27 protein-coding genes, 1 riboswitch and 1 other annotated feature are annotated in these 25,514 nt (G+C 35.4%); of the genes, 17 read left to right on the top strand and 10 right to left on the bottom strand.

Translation table 11 applies throughout. The features are described 5' to 3' along the window. The first annotated feature begins 18 nt into the window (after positions 1-18). Positions 19-2,532 carry a BC_3345 family exosporium-associated protein gene (locus ACX9TM_RS16965; RefSeq protein ID WP_050279510.1) on the top strand — a complete coding sequence of 838 codons (2,514 nt, stop codon included), beginning with the start codon at positions 19-21 and terminating at the stop codon, positions 2,530-2,532. A gap of 73 nt (positions 2,533-2,605) precedes the next feature. On the opposite strand, the gene ACX9TM_RS16960 is transcribed toward ACX9TM_RS16965, so the two are convergent. Both ACX9TM_RS16960 and ACX9TM_RS16955 read right to left on the bottom strand, forming a co-directional pair. Next, on the bottom strand, positions 2,606-2,749 hold the full coding sequence (locus ACX9TM_RS16960; protein WP_000945243.1) for a hypothetical protein: 144 nt from the start codon (positions 2,747-2,749) through the stop codon (positions 2,606-2,608). Between the two features lie 96 nt (positions 2,750-2,845). After that, positions 2,846-2,988: riboswitch (cyclic di-AMP (ydaO/yuaA leader) on the bottom strand. Positions 2,989-3,026: 38 nt separating this feature from the next. Next, complete coding sequence (locus ACX9TM_RS16955) at positions 3,027-3,488, bottom strand: GNAT family N-acetyltransferase (RefSeq protein ID WP_065382079.1); 462 nt, start codon at positions 3,486-3,488, stop codon at positions 3,027-3,029. A 209-nt stretch (positions 3,489-3,697) separates the two neighbouring features. Between ACX9TM_RS16955 and ACX9TM_RS16950 the strand changes: the two genes are divergently transcribed. The 4 genes from ACX9TM_RS16950 (at position 3,698) to ACX9TM_RS16935 (ending at position 9,149) form a co-directional block, all read left to right on the top strand. Then, positions 3,698-3,946 carry a GlsB/YeaQ/YmgE family stress response membrane protein gene (locus ACX9TM_RS16950; protein WP_000539727.1) on the top strand — a complete coding sequence of 83 codons (249 nt, stop codon included), beginning with the start codon at positions 3,698-3,700 and terminating at the stop codon, positions 3,944-3,946. Positions 3,947-4,009: 63 nt separating this feature from the next. Continuing rightward, a complete protein-coding gene (locus ACX9TM_RS16945; protein ID WP_000411484.1) occupies positions 4,010-5,131 on the top strand; it encodes an AI-2E family transporter in 1,122 nt (373 codons plus the stop codon). A 471-nt stretch (positions 5,132-5,602) separates the two neighbouring features. Continuing rightward, complete coding sequence (locus ACX9TM_RS16940) at positions 5,603-7,555, top strand: hypothetical protein (protein ID WP_065382078.1); 1,953 nt, start codon at positions 5,603-5,605, stop codon at positions 7,553-7,555. A 343-nt stretch (positions 7,556-7,898) separates the two neighbouring features. Beyond that, positions 7,899-8,106 (top strand) — a binding site (T-box leader). A 44-nt stretch (positions 8,107-8,150) separates the two neighbouring features. Then, complete coding sequence (locus ACX9TM_RS16935) at positions 8,151-9,149, top strand: tryptophan--tRNA ligase (protein WP_065212041.1); 999 nt, start codon at positions 8,151-8,153, stop codon at positions 9,147-9,149. Positions 9,150-9,157: 8 nt separating this feature from the next. Here ACX9TM_RS16935 and ACX9TM_RS16930 read toward each other — a convergent pair whose 3' ends face one another. Together ACX9TM_RS16930 and ACX9TM_RS16925 are read right to left on the bottom strand one after the other, a co-directional pair. Continuing rightward, on the bottom strand, positions 9,158-9,604 hold the full coding sequence (locus tag ACX9TM_RS16930; protein WP_000540452.1) for an NUDIX hydrolase: 447 nt from the start codon (positions 9,602-9,604) through the stop codon (positions 9,158-9,160). Positions 9,605-9,621: 17 nt separating this feature from the next. Beyond that, positions 9,622-10,461 (bottom strand): DUF2785 domain-containing protein, encoded by an 840-nt coding sequence (locus tag ACX9TM_RS16925; protein WP_000355451.1) that lies wholly within the window; start codon positions 10,459-10,461, stop codon positions 9,622-9,624. Positions 10,462-10,584: 123 nt separating this feature from the next. On the opposite strand from ACX9TM_RS16925, the gene ACX9TM_RS16920 reads away from it, so the two are divergent. The 6 genes from ACX9TM_RS16920 (at position 10,585) to ACX9TM_RS16895 (ending at position 16,138) form a co-directional block, all read left to right on the top strand. Further along, on the top strand, positions 10,585-11,307 hold the full coding sequence (locus ACX9TM_RS16920) for a GNAT family N-acetyltransferase (protein WP_065382077.1): 723 nt from the start codon (positions 10,585-10,587) through the stop codon (positions 11,305-11,307). Between the two features lie 51 nt (positions 11,308-11,358). Further along, positions 11,359-12,198, top strand: coding sequence for a hypothetical protein (locus ACX9TM_RS16915; RefSeq protein ID WP_065212039.1), 840 nt, complete (start codon positions 11,359-11,361; stop codon positions 12,196-12,198). A gap of 89 nt (positions 12,199-12,287) precedes the next feature. Beyond that, complete coding sequence (locus ACX9TM_RS16910; protein ID WP_065212038.1) at positions 12,288-13,307, top strand: tyrosine-protein phosphatase; 1,020 nt, start codon at positions 12,288-12,290, stop codon at positions 13,305-13,307. 260 nt (positions 13,308-13,567) lie between these two features. Next, complete coding sequence (locus tag ACX9TM_RS16905) at positions 13,568-14,026, top strand: DUF2262 domain-containing protein (protein ID WP_063220412.1); 459 nt, start codon at positions 13,568-13,570, stop codon at positions 14,024-14,026. 106 nt (positions 14,027-14,132) lie between these two features. Further along, complete coding sequence (locus ACX9TM_RS16900; RefSeq protein ID WP_000875906.1) at positions 14,133-14,843, top strand: YjjG family noncanonical pyrimidine nucleotidase; 711 nt, start codon at positions 14,133-14,135, stop codon at positions 14,841-14,843. A gap of 329 nt (positions 14,844-15,172) precedes the next feature. Beyond that, positions 15,173-16,138, top strand: a complete 966-nt coding sequence (locus ACX9TM_RS16895) for a tubby C-terminal domain-like protein (RefSeq protein ID WP_065212037.1) — start codon at positions 15,173-15,175, stop codon at positions 16,136-16,138. A gap of 47 nt (positions 16,139-16,185) precedes the next feature. On the opposite strand, the gene ACX9TM_RS16890 is transcribed toward ACX9TM_RS16895, so the two are convergent. Together ACX9TM_RS16890 and ACX9TM_RS16885 are read right to left on the bottom strand one after the other, a co-directional pair. Continuing rightward, entirely contained in the window at positions 16,186-16,389 is a 204-nt protein-coding gene (locus ACX9TM_RS16890; protein WP_000896308.1) for a helix-turn-helix transcriptional regulator, read from the bottom strand. Further along, on the bottom strand, positions 16,377-16,736 hold the full coding sequence (locus ACX9TM_RS16885; protein WP_000859213.1) for a DUF3796 domain-containing protein: 360 nt from the start codon (positions 16,734-16,736) through the stop codon (positions 16,377-16,379). The genes ACX9TM_RS16890 and ACX9TM_RS16885 overlap by 13 nt, the downstream gene beginning before the upstream one ends. Before the next feature lie 179 nt (positions 16,737-16,915). Between ACX9TM_RS16885 and ACX9TM_RS16880 the strand changes: the two genes are divergently transcribed. The 5 genes from ACX9TM_RS16880 to ACX9TM_RS16860 all read left to right on the top strand — a co-directional run bounded on the left by ACX9TM_RS16880 (position 16,916) and on the right by ACX9TM_RS16860 (position 21,452). Further along, complete coding sequence (locus ACX9TM_RS16880) at positions 16,916-17,110, top strand: hypothetical protein (protein ID WP_000958863.1); 195 nt, start codon at positions 16,916-16,918, stop codon at positions 17,108-17,110. A gap of 88 nt (positions 17,111-17,198) precedes the next feature. Next, complete coding sequence (locus ACX9TM_RS16875) at positions 17,199-17,924, top strand: ABC transporter ATP-binding protein (RefSeq protein WP_000570204.1); 726 nt, start codon at positions 17,199-17,201, stop codon at positions 17,922-17,924. Next, the gene (locus tag ACX9TM_RS16870; RefSeq protein WP_065382076.1) at positions 17,917-19,575 is read left to right on the top strand and encodes a putative ABC transporter permease subunit; all 1,659 of its coding nucleotides are present in this window, start codon (positions 17,917-17,919) and stop codon (positions 19,573-19,575) included. The genes ACX9TM_RS16875 and ACX9TM_RS16870 overlap by 8 nt, the downstream gene beginning before the upstream one ends. Before the next feature lie 57 nt (positions 19,576-19,632). Continuing rightward, positions 19,633-20,391 (top strand): SDR family oxidoreductase, encoded by a 759-nt coding sequence (locus ACX9TM_RS16865; RefSeq protein ID WP_000716965.1) that lies wholly within the window; start codon positions 19,633-19,635, stop codon positions 20,389-20,391. 338 nt (positions 20,392-20,729) lie between these two features. Continuing rightward, positions 20,730-21,452, top strand: coding sequence for a hypothetical protein (locus tag ACX9TM_RS16860; protein ID WP_065382075.1), 723 nt, complete (start codon positions 20,730-20,732; stop codon positions 21,450-21,452). Positions 21,453-21,513: 61 nt separating this feature from the next. Here ACX9TM_RS16860 and ACX9TM_RS16855 read toward each other — a convergent pair whose 3' ends face one another. After that, positions 21,514-22,446: a hypothetical protein gene (locus tag ACX9TM_RS16855; protein ID WP_065382074.1), complete on the bottom strand. Its 933-nt coding sequence runs from the start codon at positions 22,444-22,446 to the stop codon at positions 21,514-21,516. A gap of 71 nt (positions 22,447-22,517) precedes the next feature. After that, complete coding sequence (locus tag ACX9TM_RS16850; RefSeq protein WP_001056353.1) at positions 22,518-22,994, bottom strand: hypothetical protein; 477 nt, start codon at positions 22,992-22,994, stop codon at positions 22,518-22,520. A 282-nt stretch (positions 22,995-23,276) separates the two neighbouring features. On the opposite strand from ACX9TM_RS16850, the gene ACX9TM_RS16845 reads away from it, so the two are divergent. Beyond that, positions 23,277-24,335, top strand: a complete 1,059-nt coding sequence (locus ACX9TM_RS16845) for a pyruvate kinase (RefSeq protein ID WP_065382073.1) — start codon at positions 23,277-23,279, stop codon at positions 24,333-24,335. 50 nt (positions 24,336-24,385) lie between these two features. Here ACX9TM_RS16845 and ACX9TM_RS16840 read toward each other — a convergent pair whose 3' ends face one another. Then, entirely contained in the window at positions 24,386-24,667 is a 282-nt protein-coding gene (locus ACX9TM_RS16840) for a DUF1292 domain-containing protein (RefSeq protein WP_002026117.1), read from the bottom strand. Between the two features lie 154 nt (positions 24,668-24,821). Then, complete coding sequence (locus tag ACX9TM_RS16835) at positions 24,822-25,505, bottom strand: NAD(P)H-dependent oxidoreductase (protein WP_000185713.1); 684 nt, start codon at positions 25,503-25,505, stop codon at positions 24,822-24,824. Positions 25,506-25,514: the final 9 nt, after the last annotated feature.

The raw sequence follows: 25,514 nt of genomic DNA, 5'->3' as shown, positions 1-25,514 counted from the left end.
TTAGTTATAACGGGGGAGATGCTTGTGAAGAATCAAGATAAGTGTAGTAAGTTTCAAGCACCTATTCCTTTTCCACCGCCAGGTATTACGGGGCCCACTGGTCCAACCGGTCCAACTGGTGCTTTAGGTGGACCAACTGGACCGCAAGGAATACAAGGCGTACAAGGTCCAATCGGTCCAACCGGCCCACAAGGAATACAAGGAGTGCAAGGGGTGCAAGGAGAAAATGGTCCAACCGGCCCAACTGGTTTAACTGGACCACAAGGTTCTCAAGGTAATCAAGGACCTATGGGAGAACGAGGCCCACAGGGAATACAAGGTGTTCAAGGAATACAAGGAGAAAGAGGTCCGACTGGTCCAACTGGTATTCAAGGGATACAAGGAATTCCTGGCCCAATCGGTCCGACCGGTCCAACAGGAATACAAGGCATACAAGGAATGCAAGGAGAAATCGGTCCAACCGGCCCAACAGGAATACAAGGAATACAAGGAGTGCAAGGGGAAATTGGTCCGACTGGACCAACTGGAAATACTGGTATACAAGGTGTGCAAGGTAATTTAGGAGGTAGTGGTTTACAAGGTGTAACCGGAATACAAGGAATACAGGGTCCGATTGGTCCAACCGGTCCAACTGGTTCTCAAGGAATTCAAGGGGAACAGGGGCCAATAGGGCCGCAAGGGGAAACTGGTGTTCAAGGTTTACAAGGTCCCCAGGGAGAAATGGGGCAGGTAGGTCCAACAGGAATACAAGGAATACAAGGAGTGCAAGGTGTAATCGGTCCGACTGGTCCAACCGGTTTACAAGGTGATCCAGGTCCAACCGGCCCAACAGGAGCCACTGGGATAACTGGTCCGACAGGTTCTGCAACTGGCCCGACTGGAGCAACCGGTCCAACTGGTCCACCAGGAGGTCCAACTGGTCCAACCGGTCCAGCAGGATCACCAGGGGGTCCAACTGGTCCGACTGGAGCAACAGGGGCAACAGGAGCGACAGGAGCGACAGGAGCGACTGGAATTCAAGGGGTACAAGGAATACAGGGACCGACCGGAGCAACTGGTGTAACAGGTTTGCAAGGAGTACAGGGACCGATGGGGGCAACGGGTCCAACGGGTGATCAAGGCATTCAAGGTCCACAAGGGATACAAGGGGTAACCGGTCCAACTGGTCCGCAAGGTCTACAAGGAATCCAGGGACCGGTAGGAGCAACCGGTCCGACTGGTCCACAAGGAGTGCAAGGGGCACAGGGGCCAATCGGTCCAACCGGCCCTCAAGGGATACAAGGCATACAAGGTGAGCAAGGAGTAAGGGGAGCGACCGGTCCAACTGGTTTACAGGGGCTACAAGGAATCCAAGGTCCGAGTGGTTCAACCGGTCCTCAAGGAGTGCAAGGCATACAAGGTCCGAGTGGCATAACAGGTCCAACGGGTCCTCAAGGAATACAAGGTATTCAGGGACCACAAGGAAGTATAGGCCCAACTGGTCCTCAAGGAATACAAGGTGTGCAAGGTCCACAAGGCCCAACCGGCCAGGCGGGAGCAACGGGTCCTCAAGGAATTCAGGGAATACAAGGTCCAATTGGTCCAACCGGCCCCCAAGGAATTCAGGGGATACAAGGCGTGCAAGGTCCACAAGGCCCAACTGGTCAGGCAGGCCCTCAAGGTCTACAAGGAATAACTGGTCAGGCGGGTCCAACCGGTCCAACCGGTCCAACCGGCGAGGCGGGAGCAACGGGTCCTCAAGGTCCACAAGGAATTCAAGGACCACAAGGAGCAACCGGTCCAACTGGAGCAACCGGCGAGACAGGAGCAACGGGCTCACAAGGTCCTCAAGGAATCCAAGGTCCACAGGGGGTAACGGGTCCGACTGGAGCAACCGGCCCGACTGGAGCAACTGGTCCACAAGGTCCACAGGGAATCCAAGGTCCACAAGGTGTAACGGGTCAGGCGGGAGCAACAGGTCAGACGGGAGTGACTGGTGCAACTGGACCGACCGGAATACAAGGCATACAAGGAATAACTGGAGCAACAGGGGGAACGGGAGTAACAGGCCCAACAGGAGCAACGGGTCCAACAGGCTTAACTGGAGCAACAGGATCATCTGCTATATCGACAGGTGGCGGATATTTCTTTTCTACATCAACAAGCACAATTGCAGCAAATGCCAACATCCCAATTAATTCTGGATCCACTGTATATGGAACTGGTGTATCTTTAACTAGTGCTACGACAGTCACAGTAACGACGCCAGGAATATATTTAGTAAGCTACTATTTTCAAGGGGATGCAAATGGTGGGAATGAGACAGTATCTGTTAGATTGCTATTAAATGGAACGCAACTAACAGGGAGTTTTATACAAAACGTAACGACATCAACTGTAGTAATCGAACCAGCCGTTTCAAATACACTTCTTGTGAATGTGACGAGTGCCAATTCAACATTAATATTACAAAATGGCCCGTTAGGTGTAGGGCATGTGACTACTATAGCAGGTGCGATTACAGCAAGCTTAAATGTAGTGAGAATTTTATAAAGAATATAAAAAACACAAGGAATGTCTTTGTAAGACACACCTTGTGTTTTTTAATATTAAATAAACATTTTCTTTATCTTTTCGGTTGAAAAATATGCTGAAAGAAGTATTTGTGATGTAAGTTATCTACAACCTTATTTGCTTGATATGTGCGTTGTTTTTCAATGCGAAGTCTTTGCTCCATCATTTTAATTGCGTGATCAGATAAACGTAACATAATACATTCTCCTTTTCTATAAATATAGGTGACTATTTGATATCGATCCCATATTTATAATTAAGGAGGCAAAATGTGTAACATAGGCAAAAAGCACCTTCCTCTCCCATTACGCTTACGAGGTTAGCTGTCGGACTCGGGAAGTGAGAGTTTCCCTACTTAAAAAAGATTCGCCCCAAGTAGCATAGCTACAAAAATGGTTCCCCCGCTCCAAAATTTGGACTCAGCAAAAGGTTTTATAAAGTAAAAAATAACATAAAGGAGCGAACAAGTCAAATTATTTTGTGTATTCTGTCTTTTTTAATTGCGTAAGAATCATACCGTCAGGAAGTATTGTATCTGATACTGTAATGAATCCGTGTTTTTTATATAAAGTAATAGCAGGGGTATTCGCTTTACCTGTTTGTACAATGTATGCCATTGAAGAGGAAAACATGTTAAATATATAAATTAGGAGTTTCGTTGCGATTCCTTTTTGAAAAAAATTGGGCGATACAACTAACCTGTGGATATCGATTAGTTTTTCTTCTTGTACAAAAGAAATAAAACCGACAAGTTTATTTTCAGAAAAATATCCATAGAATGTTTCAACGCAATTTTGAATATCGTTTACAGTATCATATAAACGAGGTATGGCAGTACTATTTAAGTAGTCTGCTTCAACTTTATAAGCTGGAATTTGAACCTGTAAAATGGATGTTGCTACTTCAAAAGAAGTGGAATTTAACTTAAGAATCATAGATAATGAAGCCTCCTTTAAATATGGTATATGAATATAATTGCTTTATGGGTGAGTTTGACAATATTTTTCTTTTTTGCATATAATATATGTATCTCCATATGTAAAATAGTAGTAAATATATTTCTATAGTGAAATATGATTAGCAATGATAAATACATATGTTTGTATTAAATCATACAAACTATAATAGAAATGGAGGACTAAAAATGGGATGGATTATCACATTAATAGTTGGTGCTATTATAGGTGCAATTGCTAGTTCTATAACGGGTAAAAATTTCCCAGGTGGTATGTTCGGAAATATTATCGCAGGTTTATTAGGTGCTTCATTAGGTGGTAAATTATTTGGAACTTTTGGGCCGTCTTTTGGTGGGATTCATGTCGTGCCAGCATTATTAGGTGCAATCGTGTTAATTTTTATTGTATCATTTGTAGTGAAAGCTGCAAAGAAATAGATATATAGATTATGATGAAGAGCCCTGAATAAGGGCTTTTCATCATTCGAAGAGGTGGTTTCGTTGGAGAAAATAAATATAAGAAAAAGAGATAAGTTAAGAAAGTTTTTTAGAGAACAAAATTATTTGGCGGTATTACTTGGATTTGCGTTATTGTTCATTAATATTTTATTGCTAACAAAAATATCATTTGTTTTTACACCGTTTATCGTATTTTTAAAAACAATTTTCTTCCCAGTACTATTAGCAGGCGTGCTATTTTATATTTTACATCCATTCGTTTCGCTTTTAGAAAAGAAAGGTGTTTCAAGAATCGTATCGATAGCTTCCATATATTTAATCGTACTAGGATTATTTGTATTTTTAGTTGTAACGGTTATCCCTATTATTAAAGATCAAATTGATGCATTAATTGATAACTTACCGTATTTTGGCCATGAGATTGAACAAGCAGCACGTAGATTCGGGGAAAGTAATTTACTCGGTAAAATTCAGGAGAATTTAAATATTAATGTTGCGAATATGGTAAAAGAATACACAGTTGATTTTACAAAGTCATTATCATCAGTAACTGGGAATGTAACTGGATTTTTGAGTACTGTTACAGAGGTTGTTTTGACATTTGTAATGGTTCCATTTATATTGTTCTATCTTTTAAAAGATGGTGAGCAATTGCCGAATCACTTTTTAAAGTTTATTTCAGAGCAAAGACAACCAGCAGCAATGAGAATACTAGATGATATGCATTATGCGATTAGCTCGTATATTAGAGGTCAAATTATCGTCAGCTTATTTATCGGTATTATGCTATTAATTGGTTATCTTATTATTGGTATTAAATATGCGGTATTACTTGCGATTTTAGCGATGATTGTAAATATCGTTCCGTACGTAGGACCAATTATCGCGATTACACCAGCGTTAATTATCGCATTTATCGACTCGCCAGCAATGGTGTTAAAAGTAATTATTGTTATGATGGTTGTACAATTAGCAGAAGGTAAATTTATTTCTCCGCAAGTCATGGGTAAAAAGTTAGATATTCACCCGATTACTATCATTTTTATCATTTTAACTGCCGGAAACTTATTCGGGATTATGGGCATTATTTTAGCCATTCCAGGATATGCGATATTAAAAGTGTTAGTTACACACGGTTATAGATTTGTTAAGTTGAATACGTGAAAAAAAGCGCTAAAACAGTGGGAACTGTTTTAGCGCTTTTTTATTAATAGGTGATTAGCGTATGTACTTGCCTATTAATCCATTTCTAAGGATTACTTTAAATTAAGTATAAGCATGGTGTTTAAGTTAGGTTCTCTCACCATTAACTCCTCATAAAGAAATATAAAATGCAAAGGGAGTGAAATAAATGGAATGAATTATAAGAGATGTGTTAATCACAAATCATATTTATGATTTGTCAAGGTATAAGCTCTTGATAGAAGACGGAAACTTAAGAATTAATATAACGGAACAAGTTTGACAATAATTTTTGCAACGTTAAGAACAACTGTGTGATAGTTGATACTTTTTATAAGAAAGTAAAAAATTACTATTTTGTTCACAATACAACCTTTAATTACAATAAAAGGAAATGTAAAATAGGGAGAGTAATTGGAAGAAAATGAAAAATATAGAAAGGAATGATATAAAATGAAATTTATTTATAAGGTTGGATTGTTTAGTTTCGCATTTATCTGTTTTATTTGGAATGCTTATTTACCTTCGTCAGCTTTTGCGGTTTCGACTAGTCAAACAGAAAATAAAAATGCTCCACTAATACGGGTGTTAAACAACTTAGGCCATGAAATAGATACATATTCAATGGTAAAAGGTAATGATAAGGCTATGAAGCAAGCTACAGATAAGGTAAAGTCTTTACCTGTAAATGAGCAAGGAAATAAGGGAACCATTGAGGTACCAGAAGGTAAGTGGAATTTTAAAAATGAAATTTTTTTACCTGAAGGAACTACATTACGTGGGAAAAGTCAAAAGACAATATTAGTTCGGAGTTTTGGGGAATTTCCAAAAAAACCAATTGAAATTATAGATGGCAAAGAATATTATCAGGGGATTATCCGTATGCAAAGTCATACGGCACTGAAAAATATCACTTTAGATGGAGAGAAAGGTAATGAAAAGTCTAATCCACATCAAAATGGTATTGTTGCAAGAGGACATTATACCGAGGGAGGAGAAGCAACTTTACCTCATGAGAGCGATTATCTTAAGGATATTATGATAGAGGATGTTGTTATTCGAAATATTACAGGAGATGGAATAACGCTTGATTTAATTAAGGAACTACATATTAAGGGTTCTAAATCTGTGGCAGTAGATGGAGAAAAGAGGATGTTGGTTGAAAATGCCGGAAATAGCGGAATTATAGGGTATTCTATAGAAACGGCAGAGATACAAAATGTGGTGACTAGAAACATTGGAGGTGAAGATAAGAAAGGAAAGATTGGTAAGAACTATAACATAGCGCTTTCCATGCGCAAAATGAAAGAACCTCCAAATCCGGGTTATAAATTACAAGCAAAATATCCAATTAGTAAAAATGTGAAGGTGCGAGACAGTGTGTTTATTGATAATTGCTATTGGGAAGGATTGGATACTCACAGTGGAGAGAACATGGAATTTACTAATAATATTTTTGTAGGTATTGCTCGTCCAATTGTAATAGGTGGACTCGAATATAGAGGGAAATATTACTATCCACCAAAGAAAATTACAGTGGAAAAGAATTATATAAATGCTGCTGAGCATATTGATAAATGGAAGCCGAAGAATAACAAAAAATCAGAAGTAGGTATTGCGGTTTGGGGTACTAACCAGACCTTCCCTATTGAGAAAAATGGCAAACTATTAAATCCATTAGATGAAGGGTATAAAGAAAATATTGGTTATATTAAAGAAACAAAGATTATGAATAATGTTATTGAACAAGTAGAACCAGGAGATGATTCCTCGAGGTTTGGTGGTGTTGCTCTAAAATTAACTGAAGGAATTCTAGTAGAGAACAATCAGATTGGTTGGGTTAAAAGTGATTCTGTGAAGCGTGGTGGTATCATTTTAAATAATTCTAATAAAGAGTTTGAGATTCGAGGGAATCAGGTGGGGTGGATTCAAAAATCTAGTCTGATTACAGATGATACGAAGCAAAAAGGACATGCACCCGTCGAGATAATTGAAACAGGAAATAATGGGACTGTTACGGATAATTGTTGGAATGAAAATAATAAAGTTGGTATCAATGATGAAAAATATGGAGATTATACAAATAATAAATTAAGAGGTATAGAATCAAATAAATGGAGAACAGGAAAACCATATGATGAGAATGGGTATAATTATGGATTAAGTAAATTGAAATGGGATACTAAAGAAGGCGTAGTAACTGGAAAGGCAGGAAAAGATGTTGGAAGTGTAGTGCTGAAATATGGGGATACTAAGTTAGTAGAAACAAACGTCTCTAATCAGCAATTCACGTTGACAACAGATGAATTAAAACATGGTGATAAAAAGTTTCAAATTGTAGCGAGAAACTCCCATATAAATCCGAAATATCGATATGAAGTGCATAGTGAAGAATTAATAAAGTAGGATAAAATGAAGTGAGTCTCTATGGTGAAATGATATGAATGTAAATATAATATAGACAGCCCTGATTGAACTATATATTATACTGTATATAAATTTACGGTGTTTAGTAATTTTTTTATTATTTGAAGAAATGAAGGTATTTTGTATATGTAGAACAGGATATCTCGAGTGTGGATAAATTTGCAAAATGTAATTCATACTGTAATAAGTGATTCAGAAAAGGAAACAGTAATAATATTAAAATTACATACTATTAGACAGTTCAAGTGAAAATTTTCTACTGTATAAATCAGAAAATTTATGTTCAAGTCAATGAGAAATGTGATAAACTGTAAAAAATAACGAAAAAGCAATGAAAGAGAAGAGTACATATTCGAAACTTTTCAGAGAGCTGATATGTGGTGGAAATCAGTAAGGGATGAATATGGAATGGGCTCTGGAGCTTCTAACTGAAATGAGTAGGTAAAGACGGTTACTTCACGTTATTGAAGTATGAAGTGAGCTAATGATAGCTAATTAAGGTGGTACCGCGGGAGTCTCTCGTCCTTTTTTTAGGATGAGGGGCTCTTTTTATTTTGAGAAAGGAGGAGTTAGTGTGAGTGAAAAAATAATGTTAACAGGAATTAAGCCGACAGGTTATCCGCATTTAGGGAATTATATTGGTGCGATTAAACCTGCATTACAAATGTCAAAGAATAATGAAGGAAGAGCATTGTACTTTATAGCTGATTATCATGCATTAAATGCTGTGCATGATTCAGAAAAGTTCAGCAGTTATACGAAAGAGGTAGCAGCTACTTGGTTATCGCTTGGACTTGGGGAAGATGTTGTTTTTTATCGGCAAACAGAAGTACCGGAAATTCTAGAATTAGCTTGGATTTTAGCTTGCCTAACTCCGAAAGGTCTTATGAACCGTGCTCATGCGTATAAAGCGAAGGTGGAGCAAAATAAAGAAGCAGGGTTAGAGGTCGATGCGGGAGTGAATATGGGGTTATACACGTACCCGATTTTAATGGCAGCTGACATATTATTATTTCAAGCTACTCATGTACCAGTTGGAAAAGACCAAATTCAGCATATTGAAATTGCGCGTGATATTGCGACGTATTTTAATCATACATTTGGCACGACATTTACACTACCGGAGTATGTAGTGCAAGAAGAAGGAGCTATTTTACCTGGTCTTGATGGAAGGAAGATGAGTAAAAGTTACGGAAATGTAATCCCATTATTTGCAGAGCAAGAAAAACTTCGAAAGTTAATATTTAAAATCAAAACAGACTCTTCACTTCCAAATGAACCGAAAGAATTAGAAACATTATTTATGATATATAAAGAGTTTGCGACAGAAGACGAAGTACAGTCATTACGTGAAAAATATGAGACTGGAATCGGATGGGGCGATGTGAAAAAAGAGTTGTTTCGCGTTGTAGATCGTGAGTTAGCTGGACCTCGTGAAAAGTACGCAATGTATATGAATGAGCCGAATTTATTATATGAAGCATTAGAAAACGGTGCTGAGAAGGCACGCGCTATTGCGAAGGTAAATTTAGCGGAAATTAAAAAACGGATTGGATTTGAGAGGGAACGTTAAGCGTTCCCTTATTTTTTTAGATAATCTGTAATAATCTTCTCGATAACAGGAGGAAGATTATTAGGTAATTCATCAAGTGAAAAGAAGCGTAGTTCTTTTGATTCACTTTGATCGCATACAAGCTCCCCATAAAATTCTCGGCAAATATAAACAACGAGTACACCGTGTACTTGATCGCCATTTGGATAGATTTGAAAGAAATCTGGTCCTGAGTATGTACGGAATAGTTCTGGATTTTTAATAATAAGTCCAGTTTCTTCAAACACTTCTCGTTTTAAAGCATCTTCTAATGTTTCGTTATATTCTAAGGCACCGCCAATAATGCCCCAGCGGTTAAAATCTGTACGGAGCTGCAGCAATGCTTCATCTTTTTCATTTAATATAATGGCGTGTGATCCTATTAGAATAAGTGGATGATTTCCTACTAGATTTCTCATATCTTCAATATAACCCATGTCATTGCTCCTTGTATTTAATAATAGTTAGGAAGTTCTTTTAACATTCTTTCTGTTTTACGTGCTGTAAAGGCTAAGTTATGGTCATCTTTCGTTCTGAAAAATAATGTGCGTAAAAAGGTTTTAATATTGGCACATAAAATACAATACTCATTAAGCGAAAGGCGTTTTCTAATTTGAGGAAGCCTTTTTATTTTTTTATGAATAATAGAAATTAAATCGTTCTGAGGAAAATCATGATACAGCATTGCTAGTAATGGAGTAACAATGCGTTCATCTTCGTTATTATGAAAAAGGTCAGATGGAATAAAGATTTTATTTAATAAACAATGAATTAATTCTTCGTACCATTCAAAAGTTGTATACGTATTATGAACAATTTCAGTAAAGGCATCAGATACATGAGCAAGACAATGAGCCCATCCTTTATTTTCAATATAGCCCCGAAAATCCGTTTCTAAGTTTGTGTATGTAATGAGTTTATTTTTTATTTCTTCGATATCCTCCTCTGTACAAAAGTAGTGCGAATTAGCGAATTGGAGTATTAACGCAATTAACGAAACAGTGTAAGAACGTGTGAAAACCCCATCTGTATGTGGGGAGTAAATGTCACAATATAAATACTCATCACTTAAACAAGTTTGCAGAAGTAATTTCAGCTGATCGTCCATAAGGAATTCATGATGAATGAAATGCGCAAAACATTTATATATAAGTTGGTAACGAACGTAGCTATCAGTCGTTCCGATATACTGAAGCATGTTCAAAGTTAACTCATTTACGTCTATATGTTGCAGTTGCGTGTAGTCATTTTGTTGTATAAGCTCTAACTGTTGTTGCAATGCTGTAATATCCAATGGAGAACCTCCTCCGCACTTTAAAGATGCGATCTTTTCTAGTATTCTATATATTCAAGGACAATCCTGCTCATGCAAGGAGAACGATTAGAAATTCGAGTATGATATAGATGAGGGAAGAATATGACGACGATAGAACAGTTAGAAAAACATTTTAAAATAAGAAGAAGTGCTTCTTCTATTATGATAAAAGAAAATAATGCAGAGATTTTTACAGAAGAGCAATTAGAGGAAATGATGCAATATTGCGTTGCTGAAGCTGAAAAAGATGGATTAGAAAAACTACATTTTGAAATCTCTTCAAAAAGTCCAAATTATGATGTGTATAAAAAATGTTTTGAAACGTATTCATTTGAATATGTTACTGAAAACATGATTGTATTTAAAGATATATACGAAGTAGAAGATGTAGAAAGTGAAATTGATTTTAAGCTTATTGAAGAAGTTGGAGAAGAGGCTTTTTATTCACTGTGGAATGAAGCGACGGGAGAACCAGTCGCTCATGATCAATTTGTGCATATGATGCTACAAGAAATTGGTGAGCAATGGAAAGAACATTGCTTAACAGCGGATGTCGATGAAAAGCCGATAGGAATTGTAATCCCGCATATTGAAAGAGGTACGTTAGAAGAAGGGAAACTTATGTACTTCGCAGTTACTCCAAATATGCGTAATAAGGGATATGAAGCTGCGTTATTTGCAGGTGCGATGTTTGTCTTAAAGGAAATAGGTGCATCTTATTATATTGGTGAGACAAATATACAAAATGAGTGGATGAAGGATGTTTTTGAAAAGAACGGATGTCAGTTGTTTAGTTCAACTGAGAGATATGTGAGAAAGTTTTAGGAGGATGAATGATGTATACTCTCGAACTCGTATAGCGGGAGGGGACTATATATGTTAAAGCAATCCATGCATTCATTCGTGTTATTGTATCCAAATGTATTGTTAGAAGGCTGGAATGTTGAAAAAGTTTCAGAACGTTATGAAGGTGAAAAGTGGGGAACTTTTTGGTTTCAGGTTGTTACTCCAACTGGGATGTTTCGAGTAAAGGAATTTTTTCTCGATATAATGGAACCAGTATTTCCGGATAGCTGTATTTCTCAAGCAAAAGGAGATTGTTTTCAATATAAAGGGCTTGTGTATTGGAAAGGTATAAATTATAAAGGAAAAGAAAGTTACGTTACATCTATATGGAAAACACAAGTTGAAATTTCTGTTGATCATGGATATGTAAACCAAGACGAAATGGAACGATTTCTATTTGAATTACAACCAGTAAATATGGAGCTTGGGAAAACGATATTACATACATCATTTCACTTATTAAGCTTTCAAGCGAAGAGAAGTGAAATGGGTGAGATAGGAAGATGTAGAGAGTGGAATGCTCCAGATGACGTATCCTATGTAAATTTGTTAATTCATGAAAAACTAAATTGGAAACTTGAATCGGTCGGTTTCGGAAATGACGAAATGCAGTATGTATATTGGGACGAAGTTAATAAACTATATGCACTTTGGGTTTGTAGACATAAAAACAAAGCGTATTATCCTATTTCTTCATGGACAATGAACTATGGTCCAAAACAAATTATAAACGGGTTAGAGTTTTATTCGCACCCTAATCGCGGAACAGTTGTATACGAAGATTTAGGTAATGAACAAATCGCATACGTATTTCGCGGTAATCCATGTACAAATTTTGAACAAGTAAAAGAACTTTTCGCCTGTTTGTAAGATAAAAAGAAAAATGAGAACGACAAAATGGATATTCCCATAATACAATAGGGTAAGATTCAATTATAAGAGAAAGCGTTGGTGAAAGAATGGAGCAGCAAAGAAATTGGCTACAAGCAACTGTAGAAAGAATTGAAGATAATACGTTACAAATAAAGTGGGAAAATAATATAGAAGAAGTTCGTATTTATTGGAGTACTTCACCAGAACATATTGAAGAAACTGGAGAATTACTTGCAACGGTAAATGGAGAATTATCATATACAATTGAAAACCCGAGTGAAAATGAACGTCCATATTTTAGACTAGTAGGAAGTAATGGACAAGCAGTGACAGTAGCTGAGCGTAGATTGCCATTACAAGGTGCGTTTAACTTCCGTGATATGGGTGGATATGAAACGACAGATGGACGTAAAGTGAAATGGGGCAAATTATACCGTTCTGAAGAATTAGCAGGACTAACAGAATGGGATATTGCGTATTTACAAAAGTCTGGCTTAAAGTTAATTTGTGATTACCGTACAGACTTTGAAGTGAAGCATAAGCCGAATCCAGAAATTACAGGTGCTCGTCAAGTGTGCTTACCAGTTATGCAAGACTTAGCGAAAGACTTAAATATAAATGAGTTTTTCCAAGTTGGTGACCTTTCTATGTTAGGAAAACCAGGTGAGTATCTTGTGAAAATGAATCAAGATTTCGTAAGTGGCAACGAGGCGTTCGTAAGCTTCTTAAACTTAGCGCAAAACCCGGAAAACTTACCGTTAGTAAACCACTGTACAGCTGGAAAAGATCGTACTGGATTTGGATCAGCATTATTATTACTTTTACTAGGTGTACCAGAGAAAACAGTAATGGAAGATTATTTACTAAGTAACGGTTTCCGTGAAAAGTTAAACGAGAAAATGATGGCCTTTTTAGGTGCAAAACTACAAAACGATGAGAGTAGAGAGATATTAGGTGCGATGTTTGAAGCACGTGCTGAATACTTGCAAGCTGCGATTGGTGAAATTCAAAAGCAATACAGATCAGTTGAAGCATACGCTGAAAGGGCCCTTGGCTTTACGAAAGAGTCGTTAGAGGAAATGAAAGAGTTATTGCTAGAAGATTAATAATGAGAAGGAGGCTGAGCGAATTAGCCTCCTTTTACTTATAGCGTAGTTGAAAATAGAAGATAATGGTGTATTCAATAAAGAGCAGGTTAAGCGCCTCATAATGAAATATATAAACTTATATTACTATCGTGTTATTATGTTAAGTGACGGTAAAGTCGTGTGATTTATAATGATTTCTATAATGAACTATAGGGAAAAAGCAAGAAAATGTCTATGTATTTGATGGAGGGTTATCATAATAGAAAGGAAATTAGGAGATGGGGAAATCAATAAAAAGTGAATTAATAGGATTGTTTACCTTTAATGAGACATGTAAAGCATATCACCAAAAAAATGGGGAAATACATTGGCAATTGGATATTAGAAATGAATATGTAGATGTTAATGAGATGATTAAAAGGGCAGAGAAGCTTTTTTTATGTATAGAAGAATTTGATAAAAAGGCTAAAGTAGCCATAGCAGAAAAATTGATAAATTACAAAAATGATTTTTGGCCTGAGTATGATGAGAATGATGAACATTTAAATTGGGATGCTGTAGATGCAGGAGAATATGATATAACGAAAGAAAAATTTGCAAAAGCAATTACGCTCTATGAAATTGAAATTAGAGAAAATGATATATACTGTGAATATCATGATGGAGATTTATTTGGTGGACACATGATACATGCTTATTTTAATAATGATTATAAGTTATTAAACGCAGAGGTGTAGTTTTAGTTATATAAAAATTGAATTAAAGTGTGCTTTAGTTAAAAGAATTAAATAAATTTTAAACAATGAGAACGAAGCTTTTAAAATAGGAATTGAGGAGAACATCATGAAATACAAAGTTATATTATTCGACGTAGATGATACATTATTAGATTTCCCTGAAACGGAAAGACACGCATTACATAATGCGTTTGTACAGTTTGATATGCCTACAGGGTATAATGATTATCTTGCAAGCTATAAAGAGATTAGTAATGGATTATGGAGAGATTTAGAAAATAAAATGATTACGCTAAGTGAATTAGCAGTAGATCGATTTAGACAATTATTTGCACTTCATAATATAGACGTAGATGCACAGCAATTTAGTGATGTATATCTTGAAAACTTAGGGAAAGAAGTACATCTTATAGAAGGCGCAGTACAATTATGTGAAAATCTACAAGATTGCAAGTTAGGTATTATTACGAATGGATATACGAAGGTGCAACAATCAAGAATCGGAAATTCGCCTTTATGTAATTTCTTTGATCACATTATTATTTCTGAAGAAGTTGGTCATCAAAAACCAGCACGTGAGATTTTTGATTATGCGTTTGAGAAGTTTGGGATTACTGATAAATCAAGCGTACTAATGGTTGGAGATTCGTTAACTTCTGATATGAAAGGCGGAGAAGATTACGGCATTGATACGTGTTGGTATAATCCGAGTTTGAAAGAAAACGGGACAGATGTTAACCCGACTTATGAAGTGGAGAGTCTGCTACAAATTTTAGAAATTGTAGAAGTGGCTGAAGAAAAGGTAGCTTCATTTTAATTGTGCTGATATTTGTCGAAAAATCGATATATTGAAAAAATCGTTGATATATTGTAAGTTGTGATAGATATATTTGAAAAATCGTTGATATATTGTAAGTTGTGATAGATATATTTGAAAAATCGTTGATATATTGTAAGTTGCGATAGATATATTTGAAAAATTGCTCATATAAATTCATATACTAAGATATAGAACAAAAAAATAGAGCTACTATACAAGGTCATTCACGTGTTATAATGCGTGAATTAAATATGCGTATATAAATAGTTTCCTAGCGTGATGCGATGTCATGTATGATTAGTGTAACAACTAGAGGTGAATAAAGGATGTTAACGTTTTTATTTGAGTTAGACAAAAATCTCCCGCAGAAGGATGAGCCACGGTATGATGCTTATTCAAAGGGCTTTATCGAAGGAGATGTAACGATTTGCGCGAGTGACAGCGTATTTTTTCAAAAATCATGTATGAAGGTTGCAGAGCTGGGGATTTATTTAGGTCAGTGGATGGAACAAGTTCAACATGGGCAGAACGTGCCTATGAAATATGAAACGGCTGACCGTGAAGAGGTAATTCTTGGTTTCTTCTATGAAGAGGATCATAATCAATGGAATGTTTTTTCCAGCTGGCAAGAATTTGAACTTCAAGAGCGTATAGCTACTACAACATTAATAGAGAGTGTTCAACGCTATTTGTATGAGTTAAATAAAGAACTGCGCATGATAGAATATCCTGTGACGTTTGATCAGTACTTAAGAGGAGAGCGAATGATGCAGCTCTCTTACAAACGACCGTGTGATAGTAAAGCAGATACGACACCGATAGAGGTTTATAATGGAAGTGAGCAAGTAGGTGTAGTAAGGGGCTATTATAAAAATACGCTGATGAGAGTGCTGGATTTTATTCCGAAAATTGGTAGTAATATTATTTATGAAATAAAGGATAGTAAGGACAATATTCGCGTCATTGCAAAGGATGTAAGTAGGCAGCGCCAAAGAAGGATTTTAGTAATGTACAAAGATAATCATGATGCAGAGCATGAAATACTTGTATGTGACGGAAAGTTATTGGATGCAAATTTCTTATTTACCTTTACATATAAGGCAGAAGAATATGTTGTTCATAAAACTTCATTTGGAATGGGAAAATTATTACGAAAGGGCTATGTAATTGCAGATTGGAATATTCGTCTTGAGGAAGATATGTATTACATCGAGATGAATGCATATGATGGAGATTACATGGAGGATCAATACTTACTATTAGGCGTATTTCATGCGGTTTTATATGGATAATCAATGAGAAATACCGTCATTCTTCTTGGAAAGAATGACGGTATTTTTTATTTATCCTCAAAAATAAAAATCTCATCAATCGTACTATGTAGTGCCTTCGCTATATCGTGAGCAAGTTGTAAGGAAGGATTGTATTTACCTTTTTCGAGATGACTAATTGTTTCACGTCGCACACTAACGCTCTTCGCTAAATCTTCTTGTGTCATGTTCAATTTTGCGCGGTATTCTTTTATCTTCGTTACGAACGCCATGGTGCATCTTCCATTTCATCAACAGGTTTATCATAAAAGAACATAGAAAAACCGAATGTAAGAATGAGTGTGCCGAAAATAAGAGCGATATCAATTTCTTGTAGCGCCGGGTTTGGAAATAACATTTCAATAAACATAATGATTGCGGTAGTTAGTAACGTAACGATAAATGCATTGCGGCACGATTTATTGACAATTTGTTCAAACAGTTCATCGTGTTGAACTGTTCTATACGATGTGAAAAAGGAGAAGAAACAGAACATAGTAAACAATCCTTTTTCATAAAAAAATCCGAGGAAACCGAAGAAACCGAGAAATCCTAAATATTTTATCCAAGTTGTTTTCATGATAGGTCCTCCTTACGTTGTTAGAAATAAGTCACGTTATGTTACAAATATATCACAATTGGATAGGAATGGTAATAATAGTTTTCCAGTTTGCTTCATAATAATAGTAAAAAGAGGAAATATGCTGCGAAATAAAGAGGATAATATTGTAAAATGGTTGTAAGGAGGGGGAGGAAGAAATGCTAACTTGGATCATGATCGTTGTATTACTTGTAGTGATTACTGTCATTGCGACGGTGTTAATTGGGCGGAATGGTGATGCAAATTATAGCAAAGCGACAAAGGGGAATATTAAACGCTTAACAATGATTTATATTATACTAGCTGTCGTTTTAGTTGTTGGATTAGGGGTGTATATTTATTTTAAAGGTTAAATATACTGAAAAATGTAAAAATCTTAAAATAGAACTATGCTATAATATCAATATAGTTATTTGGTAATTAAGGAAAGGATTGGATGGAATGATTGAAATTACGAATGTGTCAAAAAGTTATAATGGGTCTACCTATGCAGTAAAAGACTTAAGTTTATCTGTACCTAGCGGCGAAATCTTTGGATTTTTAGGACCGAATGGTGCGGGTAAATCAACGACAATTAAGATGATTACTGGTATTCACGGGGTGGACAAAGGGACTATTACGATTAACGGAAAAAATATTATGGAAGAGCCGATGGAAGCGAAGAAGACGTTTGGTTATGTACCAGATAGTCCAGATATGTTTTTACGATTAAAAGGAATTGAATATTTAAACTTTATGGCCGATATGTATGAAGTGCCGAAAGAAGTACGACAAGAACGAATAGAGTCTTTAGCGAAGAAGTTTGATCTTTATAATGCTTTATCTGATCAAATTCAAAGTTATTCGCACGGTATGAGACAAAAAATCGTTATTATTGGTGTGCTCGTACATGAGCCAGATGTATGGATTTTAGATGAACCATTAACTGGGCTTGATCCGAAATCTGCATATATTTTAAAAGAAATGATGAGAGAGCATGCGGATAAAGGAAAGATTGTATTTTTCTCTACACACGTATTAGAAGTAGCGGAAAAAATATGTGACCGGGTTGCTATTATTAATAAGGGGAATTTGCAGTTTAAAGGAAATTTAGATGAAATGAGAGATCATTTTAAATCCAATGAATCACTTGAAAAAATGTTCTTGGAGATGACGGGCAATGAGTAAAATTTGGACGTTAACGAAGGTACTATTAAAGTTAAATTACGCAGATTTTATAACAGATAAGAAGAAGCGATGGGCGTATGTATTTTCATTTGCAGCTATTTTATTTGTCGGCTTTTTACTGTTTGGTTCTATCACGCATGCAATGTATGAGGGAATGATACATTTAGGGCAAGATCCAGGAATGATTATCGCAATGGGACTTGCGATTGCGAGTATATGGGTATTTTTAATGAGTATTACGAACATTTTAACTGTATTTTACTACAGCAATGACATTGAAATGTTATTACCATTACCATTAAAACCAGCGCAAATTATTTCAGCCAAATTTTTAACAGTATTAATTACACAATACGTAATGAGTTCATTTATTTTATTACCGATCTTTATTACGTACGGTTTAAAAAGTGGCGCATTTATTACATATTACATATATATGATTTTCATTTACTTACTCTTCCCAATTGTGCCGTTAGTACTAGCTTCGTTACTGATGACAGTTATTATGAGGTATACAAATATAGCGAAAAATAAAGACCGAGGAAATATATTTATTGGAATCGTAAGTATACTATTTATTGTAGGAATTAACTTATTTTTGCAGTGGAAAAATAAAAGTTCGTTTTCTGAAGATGCAATTGCGGATTACCTTGCAAACAACCAGTCTTCTCTTTTAGTACAAATGACAAACTATTTTCCAACTACATATTTTGGAGCAGTAGCATTAGTAGAAAATGCAAATTGGAAGGGACCTTTATATGTAATAATCTTTGCAGTTATTTCATTTGTCTTCTTTGTGTTGTTTTATTACATAGCAGAGCGTACATATTTAAAAGGGGTTATTGGACTTTCAACGAGTACAGCAAAGAAACAAGTTATTTCGGCGGAAGGTTTACAGAAATCAACAGTACAAAGTTCGCATTTAAAAGCGTATGTGAAAAAAGAATTTAAAACGTTATTCCGTACACCACAATTTTTCTTAAATTGCATTGTACAAACTTTCGTTATGCCAATTATGTTGTTCTTTATTTTATTTGTGCAAGATGGAAATTTAAAGTTTATTACAGAGTATATTAACAATCCAGAGACAACGGGATTTGCAATTGGTGTTGGCCTTTGTGCATCGTTATTTTTAATGGGTAGTAACGTCATTGCAACAACGTCATTTTCACGAGATGGAAGCTCTTGGTTTGTGAATCGTTATTTACCAGTAAAGGCTTCGGATATCTTTTTTGCGAAAGCAATCACTGCTTGGTTAATTAATGTGATCATTTTAGCAGTATTCGGTATTACGATGGCAGTTGTAGCTGGGATTTCTCCAGTCTTTATGATACTGTGGTTTTTACTAAGTGCGAACGGGTTGTTATTAATTAATTTAATCGGAACACGCTGGGACGCGCAAACTGCAGATATTCATTGGGATACAGAGCAGAAATTATTTAAAAGTCGATATACAACTTTGTGGAATTTTTTAGCTAATATTTTAATAGCTTTAATTATTGTGGGGGGAGTAAGTGTATTATACTTCTTCCTTCATGTCGGACTGTGGGTTATGTTTATCGTTTTATTTGTAATGTTTACGATTGTAAATTATATCTTTATTAAAATGTTAAAATTAGGTGCTGAACGTATACTGTCAAATATTCAATAAGAAGATAGATCCTCTGTATTCATGCAGGGGATCTGTGTATAGATGGAGGAGAAAAAGGTGAAGAAAATAGCAATTGTAACAGGGGCAACTCGTCTGAATGGAATTGGTGCAGCTGTATGCAAGGTGCTTGCTCAAAAGGGGATAGACATTTTTTTCACGTACTGGCCAAAGTATGATAAAGCGATGCCATGGGGAATGAGTGATCAAGAACCCTTTTTGCTGAAAAAGGAAATTGAAAGTTACGATGTTCGATGTGAAATGGCAGAAATCAATTTATCGCAGTCTTATTCGCCAAATCGTTTGTTTTATATGGTATCAGAACGGTTAGGTGATCCATCTATTCTAGTTAATAATGCAGTATATTCTACTCATACGAGGATTGAGGAATTAGATGTAGAGCAGTTGGATAAACATTATACAGTTAATGTTCGGGCTACTATGCTATTAAGTTCATTGTTTATAAAACATTATTCACTTAAAACGGGCGGGAGTATTATTAATCTTACTTCGGGACAGTCAGTAGGTCCAATGCCAGATGAACTTGCATATGCAGCAACGAAAGGGGCAATTGAAGCATTTACAAAGTCAGTAGCACCAGTTGCGATGGAGAAGGGGATTACAGTGAATGCTGTAGATCCAGGACCGACGAATACAGGATGGATTACAGAGGAGCTGAAGCATCATTTAGTATGGAAGTTCCCACAAGGTAAAGTAGGAGAACCGGTGGATGCTGCGCGCTTAATTTCTTTTTTAGTAAGTGAAGAAGCGAAATGGGTTACTGGGCAAGTCATTCACTCGAATGGTGGTTATTCATAAAAATATTATGTTAACAAATGTTGAGAAACAAAAAACGAAAGAAAATTTTATTTTTTTGTATAAATAAAATGTCAAGAAAGATAAAAATTTGATAGAAGAGTATATCGTCATATGAAGATAGTAATTCTTAATGTGACAATATACTCTTTTTCTTTTACTTGCGAGTAGAAAAATGAAGTAGAAGAAACTCGAATATTAAAATGAGTTTATCAGTTTTTGTACGTATTATTATGAAGATTACTGTCGGAAAGATGATAATTCGTATGAAAAGGGATTTTTTAAGGGGGAATCGAATCGTAAAGGGGAGGATAAATTATGTAAAACATAGGGGGATTTATATGAAAATGAAAAAGGTCGCTATCGCATCGATAACAATTGGTACAATGCTTACTATGGCAGCTTGTAGTCCTTCAGCAGATAAAGAAACGGAAAAGAAAGAGCAAGTAACTGCGCAAAATGATGGAGAAGCAAAAACGACAAGTGCAGATGAAGCGTCAAAAACAACGAAAGATACTGAAAAAGAAACAAATACTTCTTCAAATGAAAAAACAGATAAGGATGCAAAAAATACGAAAGAATCATCAGGGACAGAAAGTAACGGCAAAACGTCAACTCAAAACGAAAATGTAAAAACAAAAGAAAAAGAGACGACAGGAAAAACGAATGATCAAACGACTAGCGGGAAAACAACAGATCAAAGCACAAGTACAAGTACAAGCACAAACAATAACGGAAAGACAACGAAAGATCCGAAGAAAAGTGTTGCTGTGAAAACGAATGTTAAAGAAGTTGTAGCATTAATTGATAGCTTGGACAAGCAGTTAGCTGCTAATCCAAAATTGGAAACAGTGAATAAGCTTGGCAAACAAATTAATGAAAAGTGGGATGTGATTGAAAAAGAGCTAGAAGCATCACATCCGACGGATTCTAAAACAATCGGTCAAAGTATGTATCCGTTAATTGTAGGAGCGGAGAAAGAAAAAATCGATATTAATAAAATGAAATCATTAACGACGAAAACGAAAAAAGATTTAAATCAGTTATTGACGAAACTTTCATAGTTTCAAAAGCCTACTCGTGTGAGTAGGCTTTTTTTGGTTGTTGTAATGTGCACAGTATAACTTATTCATTTTCAATTACGATACGAAAGGAACTGAATGCTTGTTGACTAACATAATCTTCTTCGCTAACTTTAAAAGGAAATGGAAAAGCGACGAGTTGAAAATTACTTTCCTGATCTACTGAAGGCAATGTGAAATTAAAGATTTGTCTCGTTTCAGGTGCAACCTTAGTATAAACGACTTTTCTATTGTTAAATATTTCAACTTGTTTCCAATCTTTAAAAGCCACGATTGCGTAAGTCATTTCATCATTTTTTTCATTACCGTTTGATAAAATTAATTGCTTGCCTTCCTTTTCAAAGAAGACAGTTTGTAAGTTCTCTTCACGGTTCGTAACAAATACTGGTTCGTAAAGACCATCTTTTAAAATAGCATTTGGATCTATAAGGGAGAGTTTTATTTTTTCGTTTTCTTTCTGAAGAAGATGCATTGAATACCGCATACTTAGAATATCTTCTAAAATAGCTGCTTTATTTAAGTTATTATCTTTTAATTTGTATTCAGGTTTTTTAATTATTAAAAAGGTTAATTCACTTGCATCAGGAGAAGTGTGTAAAGAGATTTTCGTAGTCATTGAACTGTTTGGTTTCATATCAAAAAAATAGTGTGATATTTCAGTAGTAGTATCTTCTATTTTAAAAGGTTTTTGTTCGTAATCTTCTAGAACAATTAATCCATATTTTCGGTTTTCATTAATAGTATGTACGAATGATAATGTTACATTAATTTTATTATCCTCACTAGTAATTGTACTACCATTGTTAATATGTTGGCCTTGATTATCCTTCAATCCGTAAGAAATAGTATTGGTTTGTTGCTCTCGTTTATTTTCTATGGAAGGTGGATGAGGTTGTATGAATGAAGTATTGAACAAAATATAAATTGTAAGTAATGAAATAAGTAAAACACCGCTAATAATATATATTTGTTTCATAAATAGCACCTCAATATATGTAAAATATTAGAGAAAAAAGATATGCAAGATGCATATCTTTTTTCTCTTTCTTACCAGAAAGCTTTTGTTTCGTGATTCACATCATTATAACCACTTAATTTATAGGTATGATTACCGATAGCGTAATCATCTCCATAATAAATGCTTGTGTTGGTCGCTGTAGCACTTACAAAGGATGATTTTTTTGCACTATTACTTTTCGTATTCACTAATGAGCCATCGCCATTGAAAGTTCTTGCTTTTGCATAAACATAGTCTTCGGTCGTAGTTGATTTCGATTTAGCAACTGCATATGGGTTACCAAAAAAGGGAGTATATACGCTAATGTTAGAGTCATTCTTAGGTGCAGCTGCAATAGTCAAACTAGGAACACTAGATGTTTTTGTTGATTGAATTGTATCAAAGTCAACTAAAACGGGCTGCTTGTCTACAGTATCGACCTCTGAAGCACTTGCGTTATTAGTAAAACCAAAACCTAAAACCGCTAACCCTAAAGTTGTCACCGATAAAGATTTTTTCATATTCACTAATTTTCCCACCTTTTTAAATTTTTGAGTTCGAACTCAATTCATACAATATATGAAAATTTCGAAACTCTCAATGGTTTATCCCATACTTAACGTTTCTTTTACTTTCGATTCAACATGTCTTCATTTGCAAAAAAGCGAATATATCTTCTAATGCTTAGCCAGCAAGGGATACAGGTTTAATTTTATGAAATTCATGTAAATTTAAATCTATTCATGTCAGAATCTCTGTTATTTTTAAGTTCATATGGGAAACTTATTAAAAAAAGGATGGTGACAAAAATGACAATCGATCGAATTTGTACAATTGGACCCGCAAGTAATAATAAAGAAACATTAGCACAGTTAATAAAGAATGGTATGAAAATTGTTCGACTGAATTTATCGCATGGCACGCATGAAAGTCATAAAGACATCATTCGTTTAGTGAAATCATTAGATGACTCTATTAAATTTTTGGGTGATGTACAAGGTCCTAAAATAAGATTAGGTGAAGTGAAGGGAGAGCAAATTACACTTCAGGCAGGAGATTCTTTTATTTTACATACACAACCAGTTACAGGGAGTAATACAGAAGCGAGTGTTGATTATGAAGGAATTGCGAATGATGTGAAAGTAGGCAGTAGAATTTTAATTAATGATGGAGAAGTTGAATTAATTGTTGAAAAGATAAGTACGGACAAAATAGAAACGAAGGTAAAAACAGGTGGCAATATCTCATCTCATAAAGGAGTTAATTTACCAGATGCGGCTGTTCGTTTACCAGCTATTACAGAGAAAGATAAAAAAGATATTCAGTTTCTTTTAGAAGAGAATGTTGATTTTATCGCGTGTTCTTTCGTAAGAAAACCTAGTCATATAAAAGAAATACGAGATTTTATACAACAGTATAAAGAAACGTCACCTAATGTAATTGCAAAAATAGAAACGATGGAAGCAATCGAGAATTTTCAAGATATATGTAAAGAAGCAGATGGAATTATGATTGCAAGGGGCGATTTAGGAGTAGAGTTACCGTATCAATGCATTCCGCTTTTACAGAAAATGATGATTCAGGAATGTAATCGAACGAATACATATGTCATTACAGCAACACAAATGCTTCAATCTATGGTAGATCATTCTATTCCAACAAGGGCAGAGGTGACTGATGTGTTTCAAGCTGTACTGGACGGGACGAATGCAATTATGCTTTCAGCTGAAAGTGCATCAGGAGAGCATCCAATCGAAAGTGTGAGAACATTACGTCTCGTTTCAGAATTTGCGGAACATGTTAAAAAAGATGGACCTTTTGCGATGAAAGATGTACTGCAATTACTGCGTGAGTCTCTGGATGAGTAATAAATAAAAAGAGGGCGGATATACATCCGCCCGCGTGTTTTTCATTCATACTATTCTTGCTCTTGCTCATCCAAAATCTTTTCAAACGCAGTAGATACTTTATCAAACTCTTCATCATTTTCAATGTATGAAAACTCATTATCTTCTTCTACTTTTAAAAAGAAAATATCAATGTCTTCCTCAGTTTCTGTTTGGATATCTTCAACAAAGGCAACTGCAATATACTCTGCACCTTCGACATCCATCGCTCCAAGTACTTCTACTTCTTGCTCTTCGTTATTCTCATCACTAAGAGTAAACACTTCGCCAACTTCAATATCAGACATATTCATTCTCCTCCTGTTCGACTCTAAAAATAGAGCACTCAAACTGTATACATACTAACATATCTTTCCATGAAAAACCAAATTCATACATAAGAAAAACGACTGATAGTTCTTTAGTATAAGTATCCAGCTATTAGGAGCATTATTTGTCTGTGCTATATTACTTAATCCATTCAACAATTGTATCCATAGTCTGTCTTGTTTTATCACGCTTTGGCTCTTCTTTACGGTAACCAAAGGCAACCATAACTGATACTTCAAAGTTATCGTCTTGTATAATGCCTTCTTGACGAAGTAAAGAATCTACTTCCTCTTTATCAAATCCTTCTATTGGACAAGAATCAATACCGATTTGAGCTGCGCTCGTCATCATATTACCTAAAGCAATATAAGTTTGTTTAGATGCCCAATCAAATACAGCACGATCGGATTGTAATAAGTTAAAATCTGTTTCCTGGAACTTTTTGAAGAATTCATATCTAATTTTTTGAGTGTCTTCAGGCAATCCAATAATATCGTTCATCATATATTTAATATACTCTGCATCATAATGCATATCTTTAATGTTTCTTGAAAGAACAATAACAAAATGACTAGCTGTTGCAAGTTGCCCACCAGCGCCCCATGAATACGGTTGTAGTTTTTCTCTTAATTCTTTATTTTGTACGACAATAAATTTCCAAGGCTCATATCCAAAAGAAGAAGGAGATAGTCTGCCTGTTTCTAAAATGAATTTGAAATCCTCTTCTGAAATTTTGTGCATAGGATCGAATTCTTTACATGCATGTCTGAAATGAAAAGCCTCCATAATCTTTTCTTTTGTAATTTCGTTTGTATTTGTCATAAAAGTTCC

It is taken from the genome of Bacillus sp. LH1, from assembly GCF_057924895.1.
Note: the sequence above shows the minus strand (reverse complement) of the source record. Positions and strands in the feature narration are given on the sequence as shown.

What these genes read in the sequence shown, in the direction of transcription:
- ACX9TM_RS16965 (WP_050279510.1), top strand. Translation starts at nt 19, where the DNA reads ATGCTTGTGAAGAATCAAGATAAGTGTAGTAAGTTTCAAGCACCTATT.
- ACX9TM_RS16960 (WP_000945243.1), bottom strand. Translation starts at nt 2,749, where the DNA reads ATGTTACGTTTATCTGATCACGCAATTAAAATGATGGAGCAAAGACTT.
- ACX9TM_RS16955 (WP_065382079.1), bottom strand. Translation starts at nt 3,488, where the DNA reads ATGATTCTTAAGTTAAATTCCACTTCTTTTGAAGTAGCAACATCCATT.
- ACX9TM_RS16950 (WP_000539727.1), top strand. Translation starts at nt 3,698, where the DNA reads ATGGGATGGATTATCACATTAATAGTTGGTGCTATTATAGGTGCAATT.
- ACX9TM_RS16940 (WP_065382078.1), top strand. Translation starts at nt 5,603, where the DNA reads ATGAAATTTATTTATAAGGTTGGATTGTTTAGTTTCGCATTTATCTGT.
- ACX9TM_RS16930 (WP_000540452.1), bottom strand. Translation starts at nt 9,604, where the DNA reads ATGGGTTATATTGAAGATATGAGAAATCTAGTAGGAAATCATCCACTT.
- ACX9TM_RS16920 (WP_065382077.1), top strand. Translation starts at nt 10,585, where the DNA reads ATGACGACGATAGAACAGTTAGAAAAACATTTTAAAATAAGAAGAAGT.
- ACX9TM_RS16915 (WP_065212039.1), top strand. Translation starts at nt 11,359, where the DNA reads ATGTTAAAGCAATCCATGCATTCATTCGTGTTATTGTATCCAAATGTA.
- ACX9TM_RS16910 (WP_065212038.1), top strand. Translation starts at nt 12,288, where the DNA reads ATGGAGCAGCAAAGAAATTGGCTACAAGCAACTGTAGAAAGAATTGAA.
- ACX9TM_RS16905 (WP_063220412.1), top strand. Translation starts at nt 13,568, where the DNA reads ATGGGGAAATCAATAAAAAGTGAATTAATAGGATTGTTTACCTTTAAT.
- ACX9TM_RS16900 (WP_000875906.1), top strand. Translation starts at nt 14,133, where the DNA reads ATGAAATACAAAGTTATATTATTCGACGTAGATGATACATTATTAGAT.
- ACX9TM_RS16895 (WP_065212037.1), top strand. Translation starts at nt 15,173, where the DNA reads ATGTTAACGTTTTTATTTGAGTTAGACAAAAATCTCCCGCAGAAGGAT.
- ACX9TM_RS16890 (WP_000896308.1), bottom strand. Translation starts at nt 16,389, where the DNA reads ATGGCGTTCGTAACGAAGATAAAAGAATACCGCGCAAAATTGAACATG.
- ACX9TM_RS16885 (WP_000859213.1), bottom strand. Translation starts at nt 16,736, where the DNA reads ATGAAAACAACTTGGATAAAATATTTAGGATTTCTCGGTTTCTTCGGT.
- ACX9TM_RS16880 (WP_000958863.1), top strand. Translation starts at nt 16,916, where the DNA reads ATGCTAACTTGGATCATGATCGTTGTATTACTTGTAGTGATTACTGTC.
- ACX9TM_RS16875 (WP_000570204.1), top strand. Translation starts at nt 17,199, where the DNA reads ATGATTGAAATTACGAATGTGTCAAAAAGTTATAATGGGTCTACCTAT.
- ACX9TM_RS16870 (WP_065382076.1), top strand. Translation starts at nt 17,917, where the DNA reads ATGAGTAAAATTTGGACGTTAACGAAGGTACTATTAAAGTTAAATTAC.
- ACX9TM_RS16860 (WP_065382075.1), top strand. Translation starts at nt 20,730, where the DNA reads ATGAAAATGAAAAAGGTCGCTATCGCATCGATAACAATTGGTACAATG.
- ACX9TM_RS16855 (WP_065382074.1), bottom strand. Translation starts at nt 22,446, where the DNA reads ATGAAACAAATATATATTATTAGCGGTGTTTTACTTATTTCATTACTT.
- ACX9TM_RS16845 (WP_065382073.1), top strand. Translation starts at nt 23,277, where the DNA reads ATGACAATCGATCGAATTTGTACAATTGGACCCGCAAGTAATAATAAA.
- ACX9TM_RS16840 (WP_002026117.1), bottom strand. Translation starts at nt 24,667, where the DNA reads ATGAATATGTCTGATATTGAAGTTGGCGAAGTGTTTACTCTTAGTGAT.
- ACX9TM_RS16835 (WP_000185713.1), bottom strand. Translation starts at nt 25,505, where the DNA reads ATGACAAATACAAACGAAATTACAAAAGAAAAGATTATGGAGGCTTTT.